At 57.7% G+C, this 22,384-nt stretch carries 23 protein-coding genes; 10 read left to right on the forward strand and 13 right to left on the reverse strand.

Annotation, left to right across the window (positions count from 1 at the left end):
* Positions 1–1,662 carry a fumarate reductase (CoM/CoB) subunit TfrA gene (gene tfrA / locus MK_RS04395; RefSeq protein WP_148679943.1) on the forward strand — a complete coding sequence of 554 codons (1,662 nt, stop codon included), beginning with the start codon at positions 1–3 and terminating at the stop codon, positions 1,660–1,662.
* Here tfrA and MK_RS04400 read toward each other — a convergent pair.
* From MK_RS04400 to MK_RS04420, 5 genes are all read right to left on the reverse strand, one after another.
* Positions 1,637–3,220 (reverse strand): adenine deaminase, encoded by a 1,584-nt coding sequence (locus MK_RS04400; protein WP_158295929.1) that lies wholly within the window; start codon positions 3,218–3,220, stop codon positions 1,637–1,639. The two genes, tfrA and MK_RS04400, sit on opposite strands and share 26 nt — an antisense overlap.
* A 238-nt stretch (positions 3,221–3,458) precedes the next feature.
* Positions 3,459–4,520, reverse strand: coding sequence for a glycosyltransferase family 87 protein (locus MK_RS04405; protein ID WP_011019198.1), 1,062 nt, complete (start codon positions 4,518–4,520; stop codon positions 3,459–3,461).
* Positions 4,521–4,667: 147 nt separating this feature from the next.
* Positions 4,668–5,675 (reverse strand): hypothetical protein, encoded by a 1,008-nt coding sequence (locus MK_RS04410; protein ID WP_011019199.1) that lies wholly within the window; start codon positions 5,673–5,675, stop codon positions 4,668–4,670.
* A 70-nt stretch (positions 5,676–5,745) separates the two neighbouring features.
* Positions 5,746–6,726 (reverse strand): ketol-acid reductoisomerase, encoded by a 981-nt coding sequence (gene ilvC, locus MK_RS04415; protein WP_011019200.1) that lies wholly within the window; start codon positions 6,724–6,726, stop codon positions 5,746–5,748.
* A gap of 13 nt (positions 6,727–6,739) precedes the next feature.
* Entirely contained in the window at positions 6,740–7,024 is a 285-nt protein-coding gene (locus MK_RS04420) for a 50S ribosomal protein L14e (RefSeq protein ID WP_011019201.1), read from the reverse strand.
* Between the two features lie 26 nt (positions 7,025–7,050).
* Here MK_RS04420 and MK_RS04425 point away from each other — a divergent pair, with 26 nt between their 5' ends.
* Positions 7,051–8,553, forward strand: a complete 1,503-nt coding sequence (locus MK_RS04425; protein ID WP_011019202.1) for a hypothetical protein — start codon at positions 7,051–7,053, stop codon at positions 8,551–8,553.
* An 11-nt stretch (positions 8,554–8,564) separates the two neighbouring features.
* Positions 8,565–11,021 (forward strand): DUF5814 domain-containing protein, encoded by a 2,457-nt coding sequence (locus MK_RS04430; protein WP_011019203.1) that lies wholly within the window; start codon positions 8,565–8,567, stop codon positions 11,019–11,021.
* On the opposite strand, the gene MK_RS04435 is transcribed toward MK_RS04430, so the two are convergent.
* Both MK_RS04435 and MK_RS04440 read right to left on the reverse strand, forming a co-directional pair.
* Positions 11,010–12,332 carry a hypothetical protein gene (locus MK_RS04435; protein ID WP_011019204.1) on the reverse strand — a complete coding sequence of 441 codons (1,323 nt, stop codon included), beginning with the start codon at positions 12,330–12,332 and terminating at the stop codon, positions 11,010–11,012. The genes MK_RS04430 and MK_RS04435 overlap by 12 nt on opposite strands.
* Entirely contained in the window at positions 12,329–12,670 is a 342-nt protein-coding gene (locus tag MK_RS04440) for a hypothetical protein (RefSeq protein ID WP_011019205.1), read from the reverse strand. Before MK_RS04440 ends, MK_RS04435 begins: the two co-directional genes overlap by 4 nt.
* A gap of 44 nt (positions 12,671–12,714) precedes the next feature.
* Between MK_RS04440 and MK_RS04445 the strand changes: the two genes are divergently transcribed.
* Positions 12,715–13,581 (forward strand): coenzyme F420-0:L-glutamate ligase, encoded by an 867-nt coding sequence (locus MK_RS04445; RefSeq protein WP_011019206.1) that lies wholly within the window; start codon positions 12,715–12,717, stop codon positions 13,579–13,581.
* Here the strand turns inward: MK_RS04445 and MK_RS04450 are convergent.
* Both MK_RS04450 and MK_RS04455 read right to left on the reverse strand, forming a co-directional pair.
* Complete coding sequence (locus tag MK_RS04450) at positions 13,571–14,167, reverse strand: TATA-box-binding protein (protein WP_193333227.1); 597 nt, start codon at positions 14,165–14,167, stop codon at positions 13,571–13,573. The genes MK_RS04445 and MK_RS04450 overlap by 11 nt on opposite strands.
* Positions 14,151–15,110, reverse strand: a complete 960-nt coding sequence (locus MK_RS04455) for an anhydro-N-acetylmuramic acid kinase (RefSeq protein ID WP_226988728.1) — start codon at positions 15,108–15,110, stop codon at positions 14,151–14,153. Before MK_RS04455 ends, MK_RS04450 begins: the two co-directional genes overlap by 17 nt.
* 93 nt (positions 15,111–15,203) lie before the next feature.
* On the opposite strand from MK_RS04455, the gene MK_RS04460 reads away from it, so the two are divergent.
* The 4 genes from MK_RS04460 to MK_RS04475 are packed head-to-tail and all read left to right on the forward strand — an operon-like array spanning position 15,204 to position 16,957.
* Positions 15,204–15,683, forward strand: coding sequence for a 50S ribosomal protein L22 (locus MK_RS04460; RefSeq protein WP_011019209.1), 480 nt, complete (start codon positions 15,204–15,206; stop codon positions 15,681–15,683).
* A gap of 13 nt (positions 15,684–15,696) precedes the next feature.
* On the forward strand, positions 15,697–16,380 hold the full coding sequence (locus MK_RS04465) for a 30S ribosomal protein S3 (protein ID WP_011019210.1): 684 nt from the start codon (positions 15,697–15,699) through the stop codon (positions 16,378–16,380).
* Complete coding sequence (gene rpmC, locus MK_RS04470; protein ID WP_226988680.1) at positions 16,381–16,617, forward strand: 50S ribosomal protein L29; 237 nt, start codon at positions 16,381–16,383, stop codon at positions 16,615–16,617. It abuts the gene before it with no gap.
* Positions 16,618–16,636: 19 nt separating this feature from the next.
* Complete coding sequence (locus tag MK_RS04475) at positions 16,637–16,957, forward strand: translation initiation factor (RefSeq protein WP_011019212.1); 321 nt, start codon at positions 16,637–16,639, stop codon at positions 16,955–16,957.
* Here MK_RS04475 and MK_RS04480 read toward each other — a convergent pair.
* The gene (locus MK_RS04480; RefSeq protein ID WP_011019213.1) at positions 16,950–17,639 is read right to left on the reverse strand and encodes a methyltransferase; all 690 of its coding nucleotides are present in this window, start codon (positions 17,637–17,639) and stop codon (positions 16,950–16,952) included. The genes MK_RS04475 and MK_RS04480 overlap by 8 nt on opposite strands.
* Before the next feature lie 56 nt (positions 17,640–17,695).
* Here MK_RS04480 and MK_RS09395 point away from each other — a divergent pair, with 56 nt between their 5' ends.
* Positions 17,696–17,881 (forward strand): hypothetical protein, encoded by a 186-nt coding sequence (locus tag MK_RS09395; protein ID WP_158295930.1) that lies wholly within the window; start codon positions 17,696–17,698, stop codon positions 17,879–17,881.
* On the opposite strand, the gene MK_RS04490 is transcribed toward MK_RS09395, so the two are convergent.
* The gene (locus MK_RS04490; protein ID WP_011019215.1) at positions 17,855–18,592 is read right to left on the reverse strand and encodes a slipin family protein; all 738 of its coding nucleotides are present in this window, start codon (positions 18,590–18,592) and stop codon (positions 17,855–17,857) included. The two genes, MK_RS09395 and MK_RS04490, sit on opposite strands and share 27 nt — an antisense overlap.
* Entirely contained in the window at positions 18,589–19,008 is a 420-nt protein-coding gene (locus tag MK_RS04495; RefSeq protein WP_158295931.1) for an NfeD family protein, read from the reverse strand. Before MK_RS04495 ends, MK_RS04490 begins: the two co-directional genes overlap by 4 nt.
* A 58-nt stretch (positions 19,009–19,066) precedes the next feature.
* Here MK_RS04495 and MK_RS04500 point away from each other — a divergent pair, with 58 nt between their 5' ends.
* Entirely contained in the window at positions 19,067–20,371 is a 1,305-nt protein-coding gene (locus tag MK_RS04500; protein ID WP_011019217.1) for an FAD-dependent oxidoreductase, read from the forward strand.
* A 1-nt stretch (position 20,372) separates the two neighbouring features.
* On the opposite strand, the gene metG is transcribed toward MK_RS04500, so the two are convergent.
* Positions 20,373–22,379: a methionine--tRNA ligase gene (gene metG / locus MK_RS04505; protein WP_011019218.1), complete on the reverse strand. Its 2,007-nt coding sequence runs from the start codon at positions 22,377–22,379 to the stop codon at positions 20,373–20,375.
* Positions 22,380–22,384 lie beyond the last annotated feature (5 nt).

Consider the following 22,384-nt stretch of genomic DNA (forward strand, 5'->3'; position numbering starts at 1 on the left):
CTGGAATGTGACGTGCTCGTGATCGGAGGTGGTGGTGCGGCCGCCCGTGCGGCGATCGAGGCCGCTAGGAGGAATCTGAACGTGGTGATCGTCTCCAAAGGTGCCGTGGGTAGAAGTGGATGCACCGTCATGGCGGAAGGGGGCTACAACGCGGTCTTACGCACGGCCGATCCGGATGACTCCTTCGACGCTCACTTCCGCGACACCGTCGAGGGAGGCGCCTACCTCAACGATCAGGACATGGTAGAAATCCTCGTACGAGAAGCACCTAAGCGCTTACTCGACCTAGAGAACTTCGGAGCCGTGTTCGACCGTAACGAGGACGGTACCCTAGCCCAGCGTCCTTTCGGTGGTCAATCTAAGCCCCGTACTTGCTACGCCGGTGACCGTACGGGACACGAGATAATGATGGCGTTGCTGGACGAAGTTCGCCGCCTCGACGGTATCACCGTTCTGGAACGCACAATGGGATACGGACTGGTTCGAGATCACGACGGAAGGGTAGTGGGCGCGGTATGCGTGGACCTTCAAACCGAGGATACCATCGTCATCACGGCCTACGCCACCGTTCTAGCTACAGGGGGCGCGGGTCAGCTCTACCCCGTCACCACGAACCCCGTCCACAAGACCGGTGACGGGTACGCCATGGCCTTACGCGTCGGTTGCCCGCTCATTGACATGGAAATGGTTCAGTTTCACCCCACTGGAATGGTGTATCCCGAGAGCGTTCGCGGAGTTTTGGTTACGGAAGCCGTTAGAGGTGAGGGAGGACGGCTTTACAACGCCAGAGGCGAGCGGTTCATGAAGCGCTACGATCCCGAGAGGATGGAGCTGGCGACGCGCGACGTCGTAGCTCGGGCTATTTACAGGGAGATCAAAGAGGGACGTGGGACGGAGCATGGTGGAGTTTACCTGGACGTCACTCACCTGCCCGACGAGGTGATCGAGGAGAAGCTCGAGACTACGCTCAAGCAGTTCCTGCGCGTGGGCGTGGACATTCGAAACGAACCCATGGAGGTGGCTCCCACGGCCCATCACTTCATGGGAGGGGTCCCGATCGACGCCGACGGGAAGACGCCGATCCCGGGTCTCTTCGCGTGCGGTGAGGTTACGGGAGGTATCCACGGAGCGAACCGACTCGGCGGAAACGCCCTGGCCGATACACAGGTTTTCGGGTACCGCGCCGGAAGGGCCGCCGCCGAGCTCGCCTTGAAGTTACGGAGACGAGGTCGTAGGATACAGGTGCGCAAGACCGATGCGCCGACGGTGGAGTCCGAGATTTGGTCCACCGTCGGTCAAGAGGATCCGATTCGAGTGCGCGAGAAGCTCCGGGAGACGATGTGGGAATACGTGGGTCTGGAGAGGTCCGAGAAAGGTCTCAAGACGGCGATCAAAACCCTCAACGAGCTCAAGGAGACCGTGGAATCCGGTCTAGACGATGAATACGGGTTACGGCCGGTCTTAGAGGTGCGCAACATGGTAGAGGTGGCTATCGCCGTCGCGCGATCCGCCCTTTATCGGACCGAGAGCCGTGGAGCTCACTATCGGTCGGATTATCCCGAACGCGATGACAAACGGTGGCTTCGTCACACTGTCTACAGGCCCAACGGCTCTCTGGCCACCCGTCCCGCTAAGATCACTCGACTGGATCCCCGTCAGTGATTATGTCGACGAAGCGGATCTCGTCCGGTTCTACCTTCACTAACCCTCGATCCGTGAGCCTCAGTTCCGGGACCACCGGAAGGGTCACGAAAGATAGAGCCTGGAACGGATCCCAATCGACACCGGAACTCGATCGAATCAACTCGAGCACGTCCTCGTAGGATTTCTTCACCTCCTCGGGGTCCGAGGAGCTCATCAATCCCGCCACGTCCAGTCGTACGAACTCGGCTCGGTCTCCCGCGACGGCCCCTACGCACCCTCCCACCTCGGAGACGAGCTGCAGAGCCCTGCGCACGTCATCGAGGCGTCTACCCGCGACCACCACGTTGTGTGAGTCGTGAGCTACCGTGGACACCACGGCACAGTCGAGTTCCTCGAACCCTTCCACGAACCCTATCGACCAGCTGCCCTGCCCGTATCGGTCCGTCACGACCAGAAACGCCACGTCGTCGTCCTTCACCGCTCCGTCCTTGACGGTGATCTCTCGTACGATTTCTTCCGTGCGAATGGAACCTCTCACCAGCCCAACGCACCTGACCTCGTATTTCCCGTCCTGAAACGATACTTCTCTCGGGTCGACGGAGAGCTCGACGTCGGGTAATTCGGCCTCCGCGTCTCGGAACCGGACACGTTCCGAACGTTTGCCTCCGATCCACACGTCCGTGAGTTCCATGTTCTCGTCGAGATCTTCGACCACCACTATGTCGGCATGGAACCCTGGTACCAAACGTCCTGATTGTAAGCCGTAACACAGGGACGGATTCAACGTGACCGCGCTGAGGGACTCCAGCGGATCGAAACCCGCCTCGATCGCACGCCCTACTATTTTCCGGAGTGATATTTCGTCCATGTCCTTAACGTGCAGATCGTCGGTAACGAAGCACACACCGCGGAGGTCCTCCAACGTTTCCAGTGCTACTTCCATGTCCTTCGAGGATGAGCCCTGTCGGACGAAGGTCCAGACTCCGAGCTCTCGTCTTGAGGTGAATTCTTCCGCGGTCGAGCACTCGTGATCGGTCTCAGGACCGGCCGCGAAGTATCGCATCGCTTCGAACCCTGTGAGGCCGGGGGCGTGTCCGTCTACCGTCAGACCGTACAGGCTCTTCAGCTCGATGAACTCGTCCTTTTCTCCCTCCATGACTCCAGCGACGTCCATCAGCTCTCCTACGGAAACTACCATGGGATGGCTCGCAAACTTTCGAGCCACGTCGACCGTGATCTCGCCTTCCACGGTCTCGTAGGGAGGCCCTAGTGCCGGGACGCACGACGGTAGCGCGATGTAGAACTTAAACGGCAGGGCTTCTTCCGCGGTCTTGACGGCCCATTCAAGTCCGAGCTCGCCTGAGACGTTCACGACCTCGTGAGGGTCCCAAACGACGGCCGTGGTGCCTTCACGTACGACGATTTCGGCGTATCGGGCCGGCCTCAGTCCGGAACTTTCCACGTGGACATGAGCGTCCACGAACCCAGGGCAGATGATCCCGTCAACGTCGATCACATCGGCGTGCTCGGGCTCATTTCGCGTCACTCCAAGCAGCCTACCTCCGTCCCAGATCACGTACCCGGTTCGAATTCCCGAGAACCAAGGGTCAACGAATCGACCTTGGAACGCTCGCGACTCGTTTCCCCCCGCGGGTACAGCAGGGAGGTAGGCGCGCGGGATCACGGTCGGGCCACCGACGGCCCTCTCACCCGCACACCTGTGGCCCGGCGGAGCCCACGCGGGATCATCCTCGGGATCCCCGCGTCCCCCGCGCCGGTTCGACCGGGCCATGGTGCTCGGTAGGGAAGGAGACCTATGAACTTACCGCTAGTTTCCTCAGATTTCGGATGTACAGGCAGGAAGTTACCAGGAAGTGGTACAGAATCGATGTTCCTAGGAGGTACCTCGCGGCGGCGTTTCCTACAGGGAGATCGGTGGTAGGTGGTGGTGGGATGAACAACTCTCTGATACTGTACCGGCGCCCATCCTCCGCGTTGTAGTACTCCTTCGTGGTTACTATGGACACCGCTGAGGCGGTGAGAAAGCAAGCGGCCGTCGAGAGGACCATAGCTCCTTGCTTCCACGATATCAGGCACACCATCGGGCACCCGACGGCCCAGTAGTTTGGGTTCACCACCTTGGAGAACGCTAACAACGCTAGTCCGATGCACCCGGCCGCGAGTTCTGGATTCCCTCGCATTGCTAGCGGAACGACGACGGAGAGCGTCCCGACGGCGGCTTCGATCCCTGGACATCCGGGTAACAGAGTCCATATGGAACAGTTCTGAGGAGAACGGTTGACTTGAAAGATTATGACATCGTGGACGAAGTCCCAACCGTTAGCGATGAGGTAGGGTCCGCAAATTAGTACGGAAGCGAGGAGAAACGTGGGAATCGATTGCCGCCGGAGGAACGGAAGGGCGACTATACCGGCAGTTGGCTTCATCCATAACGCCGTCGCTGCGCATAAGCCGGCCAGCTTACCTTCACATACTGCGGTGGCCAGCGCCGGTACCATCGAGATAGTGTCCAGTTGCCAGAACACACACGGGTACGCCATTGAGGCGGCGACCACCAACGTTCCGACGTTCCCAACCCCGGCTCGCCGGATCAGGTAGATGCACATTATGGCGCCGAGCCACGCCGGCACCTTCCACAACACTCGGAACTCCCAAGTGTGGGGGCTAAGCCCCAGTGTGTGGGTGCCGATGTACCACACGAGGGCGGGTAGCAGCGATCCTAGTGGGGGATAATGGACGTCAGTCGCCGAGTAATACGAGAGAGGACGGCTGCACACGACAGGACACCAGCGCATCCACTTCTCGAAGTCCGGCGCGTAGACCACCGTTAACAGCCACCATAGCAGATCCTTCATTCCGCCACCTCCGGATCAGTAGCTCGTGCCTTCCTCATCCGGCTCGGCGAAGGCCAGACTCATCATCCCTGGAGTAAGAATCATCGAGTAAGGATCGTTATGGTTTCGATAACAATTCCAGCTGGGGGCGTAAGAAGATGTGGGGGTTTAGGCGAGGTACCCCGCGATCGGCGAGGCCAGCATCGTCAGCAGCTGGTCCAGAGCCTTGACCACTGGCGCCACGATCTGCGCTGCGGTCGCTACGCCCTTGTCAGCCAGGTATCCTAGCACCGTGCTCACGGTCGGTAGCGCCAGGCCGACTGCGCTAGCCTCGGTGATTACAGCTGAACCCTCTAGTCCTAGTTCCTGTGCCAGGTCTACGAGTGGGTTCTCCACGTCACCTACGCCTAGCGCGTACAGCAGCGGCGCTACTACCGCGCCCGCCATGGTGCCCACGTCGAGCATCGACAGCGTGTTCGGCATCACGTTGTGGTCCAGACCCCAACCTGCCAGCAGGTCGGTTGCCAGCACCATCGCCGGTAGAACGGCACCTACGTCGTTCTCAGCGAACTCCCTGAGTCCTAGGTCGTCCAGGAAGTTCTGTAGGTCCGTCTTGTAGCCTAGCATGTCGCTGAGTGGGTATCCCATGAACGGGTCCAGTAGCATCAGCGCTGGCACCGCTAGCAGTAGGTCCTTGACCACGGCTCCCGCCAGGTGTGTCGGAATCGCCGGCTTCGGAGCTACTACGGTCACCTCGACGCTCTGCGTGGCGGTTCCACCGGTGATCCCGTACTGCGGTAGGTCTGGGAACTTCGCGGTCACGGTGATCGTGTGCTTACCTTCAGTCAGTTTCAGGGTCGTGCTCACGGTCCGGGTGTCTCCGAGCTTGTACGGCGGGTTGATCGTCTTCGTGTCCACTGTCTGCCCGTCGACTGCGAACGTCACCGTGGTTGGGGTGCGCTTGATCGTGTACGGGTAGTTACCCGTCCAGGTGATTGTGGCCGTCACGGTTACGTCGGCGGTCGTCTGGCCCTTCTCCAGCTGCACTTCGGATGGTGCTTCTACGGACTGGATCTGCGGCTTGATGGTGTACTTGCCTGAGTAGACCTTGGCTTCGGCGCCGCCCACTAGGGCGACGGCCAGCGCCACGGCCAGCGCCAGAAGCACGCGCTTCACGGCGGTTTCACCCCCAGCCTCCGGTGGTCCGGGGCGTTATATTACCTTTTTGGGAATTTTCGGCATGGGCCTAGTCCTCAAACCCCATCATCTTCCTCAACCGCTCGCCTACCTTCTCGATTTCGTGGTTCTCTATCTCCTCCCGGAGACGCTTCATGACGATACGACCGGACTCGTTCTCGAGTGTCCACTCACGGGCGAACTCACCGCTTCGGATTTCTTCCAACACCTTCCGCATCTCCTCCTTGTTGATGATGCGCTTGCCTCTAGTGAGCCCGCCGTACTCCGCAGTGTTGGAGACGTTATCGAGCATTCCACTGAGGCCTTTCTCGTAGATCAGGTCGACGATGAGCTTCAGCTCGTGTAACGTCTCGAAGTAGGCGACCTCGGGCTGGTAACCCGCTTCGACTAGGGTCTCGAACGCGTAGAGGATCATGTACAGGACTCCACCGACTAGGTCTACCTGCTCGCCGAAAAGGTCGGTCTCCACTTCCTCCCGGAACGTCGTCTTGATCACGCCGGCGCGGGTGAACCCCATCGCCTTGGCCATGGCGAGGGCCAGGTCCATCGCCTCGCCGGTGTAGTCTTGGTGTACGGCCACTAGGGCCGGAGTACCGAATCCTTCGGTGTACAGCTTGCGGACCATGTGTCCCGGCCCTTTCGGGGCCACCAGGATGACGTCGACGTACTCCGGGGGCTCGATGAGGCCGTAGTGGATGTTGTAGGCGTGGCTGAAGCCGAGCGCGTTCCCCTTCTCCAGATTGTCGTGGATGTGCTCGCGGTAAACCTGCGGCTGTACCTCGTCGGGGATCAGTATGTGGACCACGTCGCCGGCCTCGGCGGCTTCCGGGATCGGCAGCACTTCGAAACCGTCCTTCTTGGCCCGCTCCCAGGATGGTCCTCCCTCACGTACGCCGATGATAACGTCTATACCGGAGTCCCGGAGGTTCTTCGCTTGGGCCTCACCCTGCGATCCGTACCCGATTACCGCCACCGTTTTGTCCTCGAGGGGTTCGAGGGAGGCGTCCTCATCGCCGTAGATCTTGGCCACCCTGTGGTCCCCCTCACGACCCACTCACGATGCCTTCCTTCATGAGGTCCAGGAGGCCGGCTTCCTCCAGCGCCTCCTTGACCTCCTCGTCGGACGCGCCCCGGTCGATGTCGACTTTCTCCGGTGTCGGCTCCAGGTGCTTGATGTTACAGCGACGACGCTTGACACCGGTCACGTCCTTGGGTCCTGTGATAATCACGAAATTCTCATCAACGATGTCCACGACGACACAGTACTTGCCCGCCTCTCTACCCGCGGTCTTCACGCAGATCCTTCCCACCTCGATCGGCGCCGGCATGCAGATCACCCCGGGGAGTTCGTCGATTGGCGACAGTAGTAATGAAGAGGCTGATCGCGGTCACCTTGGTCGCCGGCTTAACAATATTATCCTTCTGCGGATACGAATCGGTCGCAAAAGCTCCCACGTGGAAAGACGCAGAGCGCGCCTTGTATCACTACGGTCTATGCTTGGTCCTGTCAGCGTGTTCGATCCGGCGGGTTCCAGGGTACTCGTCCGTGAACATACTACTACATGGGTACTCCGGGACGTCCCCCTCTCCGGTTCCCCTCCGGTGGTGGCTCGCATGGCAGACGGCCAAAGTGATCGGCCTCTCCATACTACTTTCTGGGTTTCCGGCCCTGGAGGTGCTGAAATGGATACTCTCCGGTGATCCGAGTCGGTGGGTACTCGCCGCGGCGGTACTGTTCGGACTTGTTTTCAAGGTCCGAGCGTTCATGAGTGTACTGTCTCAGCTAGCCGTCACTATACTTGACATCTCCGAGTATCGGGCCGATAAGAGGCTCCTACAGTCCGCCTTGGTTTCTCACGGATTACGCACGATCTCGTTGCTCCTCGTGTATCTAGCCGTTGTGCTTATCACGTACCCCGTGATCTCACTGTGTCTTCTTCCAATGATCATCACACTAGGCTGGATCGCCTGGTACCTGCACAAGATGTCGCGTCTTCCGTGGAAGGACCACATCCAGGTGTGTCGAGTGCTCAAAAACCGCCTCAGGCCCGTCCTGGTGAGTTCCCTACTACTCTGCTCCGTAACCTTCACCTTAGGCCTGACTACGGATTATTTTACTAACGTCAGTGTTCGAATCTGGGAGTACGTCTCGGGGGAGCACGTCAGGACGGTCCACACCCTCGTACCTGCGGTGCTCTTGGATCAAACCTCGCTGCGGCGAATCGCCGAAACACACCGGGCGGATATGTCTTTCCTAACCCTAGACGTACTGCGGGATAGGGTGGTCGTGCTCATAGGAGGGGAAAGTGGGCAAGCCACCGCCATAGATCCAAGAACCGGTAGATCGTTGGGATCACAGAAGCTGCCGCCCGAACTCCGTGAGTCGAGTGTCGAGGCTCTAACCGAGGACCTGGAGTACGCTTATCCGTACCTTCGGGCGGGATTGCCCGTACTGTACTCTGGTAAGCTGACGGTATCCGGATGGGTCGTCGCCGACGTTTGGATACCGTTCGCCGGCTACACTCTGATGATCCCTGAAATCACGTTAGAAGTTCGGGGCAGGGGGTTCAAACCCACCGAAGCTCCGGCGTTCCCCGGCGTTGATTGGGGCATTACCTGGTATCCCGCACGTCTGGACGGTCGGATCGTTCCCGTGGTAATCCCCTCGACGGTCTGCTTCACTAGTTCCATCAGGGTGCCCGGAAGCCTCGTAATACCGCTGTACGGACCCACCGCGGTCCGAGTGTGGCTCCACCAGCCCTGTTTCATCGAGATCGAGCGTGATCGTGTATACGTACTGAAACCCGAGTACTACCCGGATGGTATCTTAATGAAAGTCGAGAAAATCCGGGTGTAGGGGAAACGAGCGTGATAACCGTAGTGTTCACGGGGTACAAGGGTGGGAAGCTCAGGTTCGTGCTGGCAGAGGGTGACCCGGAGGACGGTGCCGAGATTTCGATCGAGGGTCACCTGGAGCTCTCCGGAGGCGGTGAACCCGTTCGAGGGGTTCTGGGCGGAGAACCGACGCCACCCGACCGCGTGTTAAGCGAGCTACAGAAAGCGGACAGGAAGATAGCCCTCCCCGACGTTGCGGAGGTGGTCGATCGAGTTCTGGGGGAGAAAATCGAGGTTAAGGAGCTCTGTCGGAGATGCCTCGCGTCCGATCGAGTGACCGTGTTGAAGCACGGGTACCGGTTCGGTGAAGTCGAAGTGTGCGGGCGCTGCGCCCGTGAGATTCTGGAGGAGGAGTTGAGGTTCCGAGTACCCGGCTTCTCCCAGACTCTTCTCGAGAAGCTCGAGAGACTCCTACATGAGCTCCGCGACATAGATCGCGTCGTGGAGATGGTGGATCCGGCGTTCGATCCCGCCGAAGAAGAGGAGAAGACGCGGTGGGAGATTGTAGAGGCCGAGGACGAGGAGGAACACCGTCTCCCACTGACCGAGCTCGACATCCCGGAGGAATTGCGTCGAGTTCTCGAAAGGATGGGGTATCAGGAGCTGACTCCTGTCCAAACGAAGTGCGTCGAGCGAGGACTCCTCGAGGGCCGGAATCTGCTGGTCGTCTCTCCCACGGGTTCCGGTAAAACGCTGGTAGCGGAGCTCGCCGGACTCACCGAAGTCCTCCGAGAAGGTCGTAAGATGGTTTACCTGGTACCGCTCGTGGCCCTGGCGAACCAGAAGCACCGGGAATTCATGGAAAAGTACGGACGACCGTTAGGGATAGGTGTCAGGCTACAGGTCGGCGCGGCGAGATTGAAGGAGTTCTCTGGACCCGAACGTGGTCCGTCGCCGCGTGACGCCGACATCATAGTCGGCACCTACGAGGGGTTCGACCTCCTCCTTCGAACTGGGGCCGTAGATCCCGACGATATCGGTGTCGTAGTAATCGACGAGGTACATACGCTGGCTGACGAGAGAGGTCCACGCTTGGACGGTCTCGTATGCAGGCTTAAGACGCTAACCGGTGCGCAGTTGTTGGGTCTCTCGGCCACCGTGGGGAACCCCGAAGAACTCGCCGAGTACTTGGATGCTGAACCGATAGTTCACAACCGCCGCCCCGTACCCCTAGAGTACCACCTCGTGATCAATCAAGATCGCCGACAGAAGTGGGATAGAATCGCCAGACTCGTGGAGTCGGAGTGGGAGACCGAGTACTCCACGGGGTATAGGGGTCAGACTATTGTCTTCACGTATTCGCGCAGAAACACACATCGATTGGCCGATCTCCTCAATGAGAGAACGGGACTAGATGTCGCCCCTTATCACGCGGGACTCCCCTACGACCGGCGCCGCTCCATCGAACGAGCCTTCGAACGCGGTGAACTGGCCGCGGTCGTAACCACGGCAGCCCTCGGGGCCGGCGTGGATTTCCCGGCCTCGCAGGTTATCTTCGAGAGTCTGGCTATGGGTATCGAATGGCTCACACCGCGCGAATTCCAGCAGATGGCCGGTCGTGCGGGCCGACCCGGGTATCATGACCGTGGTAAAGTCGTTCTGATGGTCGAGCCGGGCCGCCGTTACCACCGTTCTCAAAGTGAGACCGAGGACAAGGTGGCTTTCACGCTCCTCGAGTCCGAACCGGAACCCGTAGAAGTCGAGTACGATGACGAGGACGAGAGAGAGCAAGTGCTTGCACACCTCGTCAGCGGGGCGGCGAAGTCTCCGGGCGAGCTCGAACGCGTATGTGACGAATCACTAGGCTTCGCTGGGGATCCGATGCGTAGGGTGAAAGAGCTCCGGGAGATGGGTTTCGTCAAAGGACTCGAGCCTACGGAGAAAGGCCGTGTCGCGGCTCGCTACTTCACGGGTCCCAGAACCGTCCACGAGCTGTCCGCCAGGGCGGGCTCGGATCCTCTGAGGGCGGTCGCCTCGGTACGTCCGTTCGAGAGGTTCCAGCTGTCACCGTCGATCAAGCGTGCGGTAGAAAGGGTCACCCGCATGTCGGTTCCATCGAGACTGGACGACGCTCTGAGCGTGATACACTCGGAGCGGAAGGAGGTGATCGAGAGGCTTCCGCCCAAGGAGAAGCAGAAGCTGGTCTCGCTGATGAAGGAGTTAGACTGTGGGTGTGATGCCTTCCCTCACTGCGAGCACGTCAGCCAGCGCGCGTCGGAGCTCGCGCTGAAGGTGCGGCTCGAGGGGAAATCCGTGTACGCCATCCCTAGGATCTTGGAGGGCAGGTACGGGATAACGGCGTACCCTATCGACATCGCGAACTGGTTGGAGGAGGTCGTGCGGCTCTTGGAATGTGCCGGTGAGATCGCGGAGGAACCGGAGATGGCGGCGGCCGCTGAGGCGCTGGCCGATCCGTGGTCAGAACGGTAGCGGTGGTGGTCCGACTCTACCCTGCTGCAGTACTCCGAGTGCCCGTTTCAACTCTCCTTCCGGATTCGTCAGGGTTGGTACCTGAACACCTAAACCTCGAGCGATTAGCGCCAGCTTTGACAGTCTCTGGGTCAGTCTGTTGAACGAATTGTAGGCGTCCATCAGTGAGTTGATCGCCAGTGCGATACCTAGACAACGGACTATCGGTTCGTACGGTCTCACGATTTCGTCGGTGATGGTCGACGTCAGATCGGAGATCATCGACTTGAGGTCGTCTAATATCTCATTGGCGGTTTCTTCAGATATCCCCAGCTTATCGGCGTTCTTAACTATTGTTCTGAAAGTTTCAATTATACTATTCCCCGTATCCTCGGTTATTTGTCGTATAGTTTCTACTGGGTTCGTAGCAATTCTTACTCCTATCATTGCATTGTTAATATCTCTAGTGATATTACGTACATCTGATATGGTGCCGGAAACGTCTGGAACTACTGGCGACAACACTGATCCAATCCACAGTTTTATACCGTTAGAGGGTTCTACATTAATGTATCGCAGGGCGAACTTACAAACGTTTGATGCTATAAGGACTCCGGAACTTCCCCTGATACCATTCAAGAAGTTCGCTATTGTTTTAGCAACTTCATACTTAGTATCTTCCGTTAACTTGCTCTGTGAGCTTTGGTTTGAACTCTGGTTTATAATCTGTATTGCTGAATCAATAACCGGTATAACGTCTTCAGGACTCACGGGTCTATCCTGAAGCTTAGCCATCAGTTTGCACGTTTGAACTATGTAATTCTTAATAACATCCGGTGGTACTTCTAATTGTTCTGAAAGTGGTTGCAGCATCGAGTATAACATTGAATTCACCAACATAGGTGCCACAATGTTGAAGCCTACTTCTCCCCAGTACATCGGTGATGACAGCTTCTCGTACGTCCTATTGAACTGGTATGCTACGGGATATTTCAGCGGTAGGCCGTGGTCCACTGCGGCGGCTAACGTCAGCGCTTCGGCTCCCAGTTGGGTGAGATCCGCACCTAGCTCCTGGGTGCCCCTGTTCGGAATCGCGCAAAGAATGGCTCCTACGGCGATATAACCCAGTGCCTTAGGGGCTACCTGCGGGAGTAACTCACCGGATGCCCCTGGCGTCTGCTCCTGCTGCGTAGTCTGCTGGGTGACTTGTTGTAACGTCCCCTGAGTACTGGTACTCACCTCCGCGGTCGGGGTAGTCGCAGTGGTATCCGCCGTCGCGGGTACCGCGAGGAATACCATCGTGAGGAGAGTGGGGAGAACTAGCCTCCTCACGACTCCTTACCCTCCTTGAGGATCTCCAGTAACCTACGCATGAGCTCCGTTACCTGTTCGCCCTCAACTTCGATGTGTCCTCTCACCCGAGTATCGAGGACTCTCTTCTCGAACTCCAGCGTGAACCCCGAGCCTCTAAACTCGCCCGATGCACTGATCTCGTACCGATCTTTCTCGTCCCATACCCTGAAACTGTATGAATCACCTTCGAGTTTGGCCTCGGTTCTGAGGTTCCGGATTAAATTCAGAGCTCTCAACGCTAGCTCTTCGGTTATCTGGAAGCCGAGTTCGGCTACCTTTTCGGGTGTTAAGTACTTCTTCGCGAGCCTGTCGATCAAGCACCGCGACCCCCGCGCAACGAAATCGTCGGTGGTCGCCGATAATGTCCGGTACTCAGTACAGGTTGATCCCAGTTAAAAGCCGTTACTGGAAGGTAGGATCGGGCGCCGTCGAGAACGCGTTGGAAGCGTTACGCGGGATCGAACTCAAGGACGGGGACGTCCTGCTGTTGTCGGAGAAGGCGGTAGCCGTCGCCGAGGGCGAGCTCATCGACGAGCGCGGGTACGAACCGGGTGTACTGGCGCGACTCTTGGTGATACTGTGGATGAGGGTAGTCTGGGGTAGGATCTTGGGGCCCCTACTAGGCCCTCTCATGGATCCCCCGATGCGCAGGGAAACGATCGAGAACCTGCGTAACTATCCGTTGAAGGATGGATCCCGGCACAAGCAAATGATCCTCGAGGAGTTCGGCCTATTGCATGCTTTGGAACCTGTGTCCGAAGCGGGTTGTGACGTCGGGAACGTGCCGGGGTATTACGCGGCTCCGGTCCCCGAGTCCGCGGATCGAGTGGCGAGGGAACTCCGCGAGGAACTCCGCCGTCGGCGAGGCGTCGACGTGTCGGTTATCGTCGGTGATACGGACAAAACGTATGAGATTCTAGGGATACTGTTCACTACGGTGGCGAGGGCTCACCCAGACATCGTCACGGGTACGGGGGTAATCGGATTCCTGGTGGGCAGGTTACTAGCTAAGACGGTTGGCCCGACCCCCATCGCTATAGCAGGGGATGTTTCGGTGCGGGAAGCCATCAAGTTACTAGATATGGCCGAAGACGTGCGGACGAAAGGGGCAGGTAGGACGGTCTATGACGCCTTGGAAGAAGTGGGCGATCCAGAATCGCTGGATGAAGAGTTCCTGAACGGCTTTGAGCACGTCCCGATAGTAATAGCTCGACCCGTTACCCCGTGAGCTTCAGCCCGTATTTCTCGATCTTCTCCGCGATCTTCTTCACGGCTTTCTCGGGCTCCTCTTCGGTCTTAGCCCCCGTACATACGGCCTTACCGGAGTAGAACAATAGCATCGCCACCTTGGGTTCCCTCAGTCTCAGTACCAGCCCTGGAAACTGCTCCGGTTCGTACTCGATCCCTTCGACGTCTTCGTCTCCCACCAAGACCTCCGCGATCGTGTCCAGGTCCAGTGGTACGTGGAAGTCGATCGACGCTACGATGTTCTGGATCTCCACTTCGGGTTCTCCGTGGAACTTCACTCCGCACTTCTTCTCCAGGTCTTCCCTGACCCTCTCGACGCTCTTGTAAATCTGCTCCCGATTCTTGGCACCGGTACACACCATTTTCCCGGATCTGAAGATCAATACCACAGTACCGATGTCTTCGAGCCTGTATACGAGTCCCGGAAACTGTTCCGGTTCGTACTCCCCTTGGAGTATTACGGAGCACTCGTCCAAGTTCACCTCTCCTTTGAGGTCGACGGATGCTACGATGTTCTGGATCTCCACTTCGGGTTCTGGTACACCCTCCTCACGTTTTTCCGCCACGTCCGGTTCCCCCCTCACACGGCAGTGCCGGGACGGGTTCCCCCTCCAAGTACCGGAGGCCTAGGAGGCATAGGCCCCTAGCCTCCAACTCTTCACCGGCGAAGATCGAGACGTCTCCCTCCCAAAGCTCCGACACCCTCCGTTTTAAAAGTTCGTTTTTAACACCACCCCCGGAGAGAACCAGCAAGTCCATGTCGTACTGGGCCGCATTGATGACGATGGTCTCTGCCACGAGTTCTACCAAAGTACGGAGCACGTCTTCGGCTGGTGCCCCGGCATCTCGAATGTGGTCTCTCAGAACTCGCTCCTGTTCCGGCGGAACAGGGGCCAAGCTACCTCGCACACGCCCGAAGACGGGCTTCCCGTCGACGTCAACACTTCTCAACTCCCTCCGAAAGTTCTCGTCGACTTCTCCCTCGGCAGCTTTCTTACCACCTTCATCGTATTCCTTCCCCAACAGCTCACGTGCGGCCAAGTCGAGCGGGAACGTGCCGACACTGACCACAGCATCCCCGAAGTCGGGCCTTCCGTCCCTGATCGGGGTCACTACCGCCATCGCTCCCACGTCCACATGTACGCAGTTCGGGTACTCCTCCGCGACGCAGTACGGTGCACCCACCGCGTCCCCGTCGGGTGCTCCCCAGGGGTCCCCGTACACGGCCAGCGTCGGTACGCCCGTCTTCTCGTGGATCATAGGTCCGAGAATTAATCCGAGTTCGTCGACGATAGTCCCCACAACCGCGAGGTCAGGGTTAACGCGTCGCACACGCTCTATGACCCTGGGGGCTATCTCCTCCCGCAGCGCACGTCGGCTCTCCTCCAGCGTGAACACGCACGAGATCTTGCCGAAAACTCCCTCCTCCCGCGCTACGATCTCCCAATCCCCATCTTCATTCATAACGCAGTAATCCGTCCCCGTGTTTCCCAGCTGGATCCCCAACACACGCGTCAACGTCGACCCCCCGACCGTCTCCCGATGACGATTTAAGAGCACCCGGGCGCCGGCGGTGAATCCGGAAACGGGGGGTACTGGATTATGCCCAAGACCAAGCACTGGCACTACTCAATCCCGCCGGAGGAGCTGGACGATGAACGGACTGCCAAAGCCTTCATACGAGAGCTGAGGATCTCCCCGAAGCATGCACGGGAGATATGCCGCGCAATCCGCGGGATGCCCCTAGACAGGGCCAAAGAGTTCCTACGTCGCGTGATCAGGAAGGAGGAGGCCGTACCGTTCAGGAAGCACAAGAAGAAGGTGCCGCACCGTCGGCAGATACGGCCCGGATGGGACGCCGGTCGGTTCCCGGAGAAAGCCGCACGGGAGATCCTCCGCGTCCTGGAGCACGCGGAAGCTAACGCCGAGTACAAGGGATTGGACACAGACCGCCTGTACATAAAGCACATAGCGGCGCACAAGGGCAGGGTGATTCGAGGTTGGATACCACGTGCCTTCGGTCGCGCAACCCCGTTTAATACTCCGACGACTCACATCGAGGTGATTCTGGAGGAACGATGAGGGGACAGTATCCATGGTTATGTACGGTGAGAACGTGCCCGTGCACAAGAAGTTCGTGCAGTACGGGATGCTTAAGACTGAGCTGGATGAGTACCTCGAAGAGGAGCTAGGCCGTGCCGGCTACGGTGGAATGAGGCTACAGCGCGTGCCCAACGCCACCAAGATTATCGCCTACGTTGAGAGACCCGCTATCGCGATCGGTCGCCGTGGTCGCAACATTCGGCGGGTGGAAGAGGAGGTCCAGGAGAGGTTTCCTCTCCTAGGTCGAGTGTCGATCGAGGTGAAGGAGCTACCGAGTCCGGAGTTGAACCCACGCGTGGTGGCCAGGCGCCTAGCCTCGGCACTCGAGCGCGGTATCCACTTCCGCCGTGCCGCATACGGCGCGCTACGTCGCATCATGAACGCCGGAGCTAAGGGCGCGATGATAATCCTATCCGGTAAGCTCATCGGTGCTCGTGCCAGGACGGAGAAGTTCATGGAGGGAGCCGTGAAGTATTGCGGCGAGCCAGGTGACGAGTACATGATCGAAGGCTACGTACAGGCAGTGACTAAGCCCGGTGCCATCGGTGTGACGGTCCGCATCATGCCGCCCGATGTCGAACTGCCGGACGAGCTGGAGATCAGGCCACCGGAGGAGGTCGAGGACGAGCTGAAGGAACTCATCGGTAAGTCAGAGGACGAGGCCGAGGGGGCGTAAGTGTTGGGTAAGTTCAAGCTAAGACCGGACGAGATCAGGGAAATGACGCCCGAGGAGCGACGGGAGAAACTCAAAGAGCTCAAGGCGGAGCTACTTCGAGAGATGACTTCGAAATCGATCTCAGGGGTCCCGGACAATCCTGGCAGGGTAAAAGAAATAAAGAAGAACATCGCAAGGATATTGACGACAGAAAGAGAAGAAGAGCTGCGTAAGATCCGTGAGACGGAAAAGGGTTAGAGGGGAACTCGGAGTAGAGATGCAGGAAGACGACATCTGCCCGGTTTGCGGTCTTCCCAAGGAACTTTGCGTATGTGAGGAAGTTTCCAAGGAGACAGTTGAGAAGATCAAAATATACACTGAGCAGGTCCGACCAGGTAAGGTAGTGACCATCATAGAGGGCTTAGACGACGCCGGTATCGACTTGCAAGAACTAGCCAGCAAGCTCAAGCGTGAGTGTGCCTGCGGGGGTACGGCCAAGGAGGGTAAGATAATCCTACAAGGAGACCACCGTAACAAGGTCCGAGAGTTCTTGATTAAGAAGGAAGGCTTCTCAGAAGACGCCATCGAGGTCACGTGATCCCCATCAAAAACACCCTTCTGCCCGATATCTCCTCGGGGAACGCCACTCCTACATGGACTTGGTACCCGTGTTCTTCCAGAAACTTCCCCCTCATTCTACACACTTCAAGCTGGTATTCGACAGAACTTTCCGCCCTCTTGAGCACCTCACGGACTCTTTCTATACCCTCATCTACGCCGAGTTCCTCCACGATCACGCGGGGGCTGGCCCTACCGTAGCAGCAAGGTACAACGAGTACGAAATGTGCGTCCGAGTTCACGGCCAGCTTGAGGAGCCTATCCGTGAGCGTACCGCACAGGTGTAATCCCACGATGACATCGGGGTCGTCCGGGAGACCATACTTCGCCGTCTCGTGAAGGTCGTTGACTTCGAATTCCAAGTTGTCGAGTCCCACTGATTCAACGTAGCGCTCGAGCTCCGTCCAAGTCTCGAACTCCTTGATGTCGAACCCGAGCACGTCACAGGACGGCGAAGAAACCGCCAGCGCCGTCGTCAGTGTCCCGCGGCCGCACCCGCAGTCTACTACCGTGTCCCCTGGTTTTAGCCTTGAGCATAGTAGCGTTAGTATAGTCTCAACTTGCTTCTTCTTCCTCCATGCGTCCCGACCGGACCTCGGAAACGCACACCTCGGTAAATACAGACAGCTCATACCGGAGGGGGTTCGATACCTTAACTCCAAGTCCCCTTCCCCCACCCCCCGACCCTGAGGAACTAGTCGGTAAGAAGTTCAGAGTCGTGAGAGCGAACTCCCGGACCTACTTGGGGATATCCGGTCGCGTGGTCGGCTTCACTAAGAACTGCTTGGTCTACGATGACGGTGGTGGTGATCAGAAGATACTCCCTCTCCGCCACATCGTGATGGAAGTGGAAGGGTTGCGCGTGGATGGCCGTACGTTACTCCGGCTCCTTCAAGAGCTTTAACAGTTCAATCGGTACTGGGATCACTATGGTGACGTTCTCTTCCGCTGAGACCTCGGAGAGCGTCTGAAGGGTCCTCAGTAAGCCTGGGTTCACTCCTAAGACCTCCGATGCCTTCCGTAGATCCTGTGCGGCCTGTTTCTCCGCTTCCGCTTGGATCACCCTAGCTCGACGATCCCGTTCAGCTTCCGCCTGTCGGGCTATCGCCCGTCTCATCTCTTCGGGCAATATTACGTCGCGGATTTCGACACCGGTGACGTGGATTCCCCATCCCTCCGTCTTCTCGTCTATGATCTCCCGAATACGCTCGCTCAGCTCCTCCCGCTTCGCTAGAATATCGTCCAAGTCGACCTCACCGAGCACCGATCTCAGTGTGGTTTGCGCCAGGTTGAACACGGCCTCTTCATAATCCTCGACGTTTAGCACGGCGGAGACGGGATCCACTACCCGGTAGTATATGACGGCGTCGACTTTAATCGGTACGTTATCCTTGGTGATGACTTCCTGAGCCGGTATGTTCTGAGTAACGACCCGAAGATCCACCTTGATCATCTTGTCGATGAACGGGACGATGAAGTTGAGACCGGGTTCCCTAGTTCCAATGTACCGTCCAAGTCGTAGGAGTACGCCTCGCTCGTATTGATTCACTATCCGAACCGAGGCCGCCAGCACGAGGAGGGCCAGTACTCCTCCGACCACTAGCGGTATGATCAACGCCGCTCCCCGGTTTTCCTCCGCTTAACTACGAGTTTATTACCTTTTACATCCAGTACGACCACCCGCTCCCCTCGCCGTAACCGGGTCTTAGAGACGGCTCTCCACGGTTCTCCACGTACTTTCACCAATAGCGGGTCTTCCCGGATTACGATGCCTTCCTCCCCTTTAAGCTCCCCGACGCTCTTCAGAAGAACGTCGCTGCTTTCTTCCGTTCGTCTCAGAACCGCCGCCACCTGCATGAGGAGGACGAACGCGCCGGGCGGAAGTGTGGCAATCAGATATTTCGTTCCCATCAGGTACGCTCCGACCCACGCGCATACTACCCCTATCATGGCCACTATACCAGTGTTAAGTACGCAATCTAAAACTATCAGCCCCACGCCCGCAAGGAGGAGACAGAGCTCTTGAGACAAGGTGTCCACCCCCTAGAACTATCCCTCCGGTTATGTGATATTCGAGCGGGGGAGCCACGTGGACGTAGTGATCGGTGCGGGACCTGCCGGCCGCACTTACGCAATGATCCTCGCCGAAGCTGGACACGAAGTGCTGCTACTTGATAGAAATGGAAAGGAAGGAACCGGTGGCAAATGCCTGAACGAGGCGTGTGTCGTGCTCGGTGCGCTGATCGAGGCCGCTAGACTCGTCGTGTGGGCGAAGCTCGGTATTCCGGGAGTGGAGCTGGACGTCGGGGACATCAACTTCAGACGTCTAACGCGGTCCGTAAGGAAAGTCGTAGAGACCATACGACAACGATTGATCAAAGAGACCGAGAGAGCCGGTGTTGAGATTCTGCGGGCTGAGGCGGTGAAGGTAGACGAGTCGCTCAACGTCTACACCAAAGATGGTGATGTTCTCGAGGCCGATAGAGTGCTGATAGCCACCGGTTCCCGACCGGCGATTCCCGAGGTGGAGGGGGTGGATTCGGACGCCGTGTTTACTTTTCGGGAAATTTTGGAAATGGAAGTGCCCTCAGAGCTCTGCGTCGTCGGTGGAGGTCCGACGGCCCTTGAGTCCGCTTTTGCTTTCGCGGCTCTCGGGTCCGAAGTAGTTCTGGCGTACAGGTCTAGAATACTACCGAATGCTCCGGAGGAAGTCCGTCGCGAGATCCTTAAGGATTTGGAGCTCGTGGGTGTCAACGCCGTCCGTGCGGGAGAACTACGGGCGATTCGGGAGACTTCCAGCGGTGTGGAATGTAGGTTTGAGCGCGGAGCTACCGTGGCGGACGCAGTTTTACTAGCCACTGGCCTCGAACCTAACTCCGATATTGCCGCTAACTCCGGACTCCCCTTACGGAAGGACGGGTCCGTCGTGGTGGATGATGGGATGAGAACACCGCGTGATGGAGTTTACGCTGCAGGCGACGTGACAGGACCTCCCTATCTGACTCCCGTCGCTCGGTACGAGGGAACGGTGGCCGCACTGAACGCGTTGGGCAAGAACGTCCGACGGGGGAATCCGCCGGCTCCTCGCGTGATCAGACTCTTCCGAGACTTCGGCCGACTGGAACTGAGGGGGATCGACTGGGAAGGCTCACTCCCTACACCGGTAGGTGGACCCGCGTTCTGGATGCTTCATCATGGTATCAAGGGTAAGATGGTGTGCAGGAAGCGCGGAGTTACTACCGAGGCGTTCATCGTGGCGCCCAGAATCGCACCGATGCTCCCGTACCCACGCTGTGTGGAACCTGACTGGCGGCTGATCGAGGTGCATCCTACCCCGGACCCTGTGATCGGCCTGCTCAAGCAGCTGGGGCTCCGCAGGACGCTTGGTGAGTGAATCATCTGATCCGCTCTCCGGGCTCCACTTCCCTCTTACTCTCGTCGATAGTCAACAATGCGGGTTCGTCCCCAACGGCCAGGATCATCGCTTCCGACCGTACGCCGAACATCTCTTTGGGTTGGATGTTGGCTAGTACAACCACCTTACGTCCGACGAGCTCCTCTGGCTCATACGTAGGATACAGTCCGGCTACTGCTGTTACGGTACGATCTCCGATATCGATCCGGAGCTTGATGAGTCGATCAGAGCCCTCGACACGTTCCGCTTCTTTGATCTTGCCTACCCGCAGGTCTAATCGATTGAATTCCTCGAGCGATACGTACTCGTCGTCCTGCCCTTCGGACTCTCCTGATTCTTCCGGCAGTAACGCCTTAGCTTTCTCAAGGTCCTCCTCCGTTACCTTCGGGAAAATGGGCTCGGGCTCCGGTATCTCCTTAGTCTCTACGTCCTCCAAGGCTTCTTCCCAATCGACGTCATGTACGGAGTCTTCGTAACCAAGACTCTGCCAAATCTTCTCCGCACTATCCGGAAGGAACGGGGCTAACATTACAGCTAGCGCTTTCACAATTCTAGCGCACCCACGTAGAACTTCGGCACAACGCTCTGGATCTTCATCCTTAAGTTTCCACGGCTCGTGTTCTTGGAAGTACTCATTCCCAAACTTAGATAGACGTAATACCTCTGTGAGCGCCTCCCTGAATCGGAACTTCTCCAGATGTTCCGTCACACGCTGGTGAGTTTCTTTTATCTTATCGACTATCTCCTGGTCAGTCTCGGCTTCGGGAACGTTTCCGTCTAAGAATCTATAAATAAACGATAGCGTGCGATACACAAAGTTACCTAAGTTAGCCACTAATTCGTTGTTCACACGGTCCCGGAAGTCTCCCCACGAGAAATCCGCATCCCTGGTGAGCGGGCTCACCACTATGAGGTAGTATCGTAGCAGATCCGCAGGGAACAGCTTGGTGAAGTCTTTGACCCACACTACCCAACCACGACTTGTACTCATCTTTTCTCCTTCTAAGGTCAAATACTCGCCAGCCACGATAGTGTATGGGAGAGTCGCTCCGACGCCCATGAGCATGGCCGGCCAGAACAGGGCGTGATGGACTATTATGTCCTTACCGATGAAGTGAACTATTTTCGTATCTTCACTAAACCAGTAGTCTTTCCAGTCTTGACCTACCCTATCACAGTATTGTTTCGTGAACGTTACGTATCCTATAGGAGCATCGAACCAAACATAAAACACCTTATCTTCGTATCCTTCCAGGGGAACGGGTACTCCCCAGTCTAGATCACGCACTATATCCCAATCCTTGAGTCCTTCACGAACCCATTGGATGGCATAATTACGCACGTTCTTAGGCAGATTGTCGTTGGACTCTAACCACTTCTTCAGATCTTCTTCGAATTCGCTAAGCTTGAAGAACAGGTGCATAGTGCGCCGGACCTCTGGCTTCGATCCACAGATGACACACCTCGGCTCTTCGAGTTGTACGGGCTCCAGGTAGCGACCGCAGGCCTCGCAATGGTCGCCTCGGGCACCTTCAGCACCGCAGTAGGGGCATACTCCTTCGACGTACCTGTCCGGAAGGGGCCTTTCGCACTCAGGACAGTAGAGTTGTTCGACCTCCCTCTCCTCTATGTACCCCGCTTCGTACAACCTCTTGAAAAACCATTGTGTCATATCCACGTGGTCAGGATTGAACTCGCGGCAGGTGCATGAGAACTCGTCGAAGTGGATGTTCAATCGCTCTAAGTCCTCTTTGATCATCTCGTGGTATTTTTCCACGATCTCCTCGGGATCCTTCCCCTCGAGCTCGGCCTGTAGCGCTATCGGGACCCCGTGGTTGTCAGTCCCGCCGATATGTATAGCGTCGATACCACGCATCTTGAGGAACCTCGTGTACACATCGGCGGGGAGGTACGTGCTCCTAACGTGGCCGATGTGGAGTGGGCCGTTGGTGTACGCCAAGGCCGTAGTTACGAGTACCTTCCCCAATACCG

It is taken from the genome of Methanopyrus kandleri AV19 (assembly GCF_000007185.1).
GTDB classification, from domain to species: Archaea; JAADCQ01; Methanopyri; order Methanopyrales; family Methanopyraceae; genus Methanopyrus; species Methanopyrus kandleri.

What these genes read in the sequence shown, in the direction of transcription:
- MK_RS04405 (WP_011019198.1), bottom strand. Translation starts at nt 4,520, where the DNA reads ATGAAGGATCTGCTATGGTGGCTGTTAACGGTGGTCTACGCGCCGGAC.
- MK_RS04420 (WP_011019201.1), bottom strand. Translation starts at nt 7,024, where the DNA reads ATGCCGGCGCCGATCGAGGTGGGAAGGATCTGCGTGAAGACCGCGGGT.
- MK_RS04445 (WP_011019206.1), top strand. Translation starts at nt 12,715, where the DNA reads ATGTCCGGTACTCAGTACAGGTTGATCCCAGTTAAAAGCCGTTACTGG.
- MK_RS04460 (WP_011019209.1), top strand. Translation starts at nt 15,204, where the DNA reads ATGCCCAAGACCAAGCACTGGCACTACTCAATCCCGCCGGAGGAGCTG.
- MK_RS04465 (WP_011019210.1), top strand. Translation starts at nt 15,697, where the DNA reads ATGGTTATGTACGGTGAGAACGTGCCCGTGCACAAGAAGTTCGTGCAG.
- MK_RS04475 (WP_011019212.1), top strand. Translation starts at nt 16,637, where the DNA reads ATGCAGGAAGACGACATCTGCCCGGTTTGCGGTCTTCCCAAGGAACTT.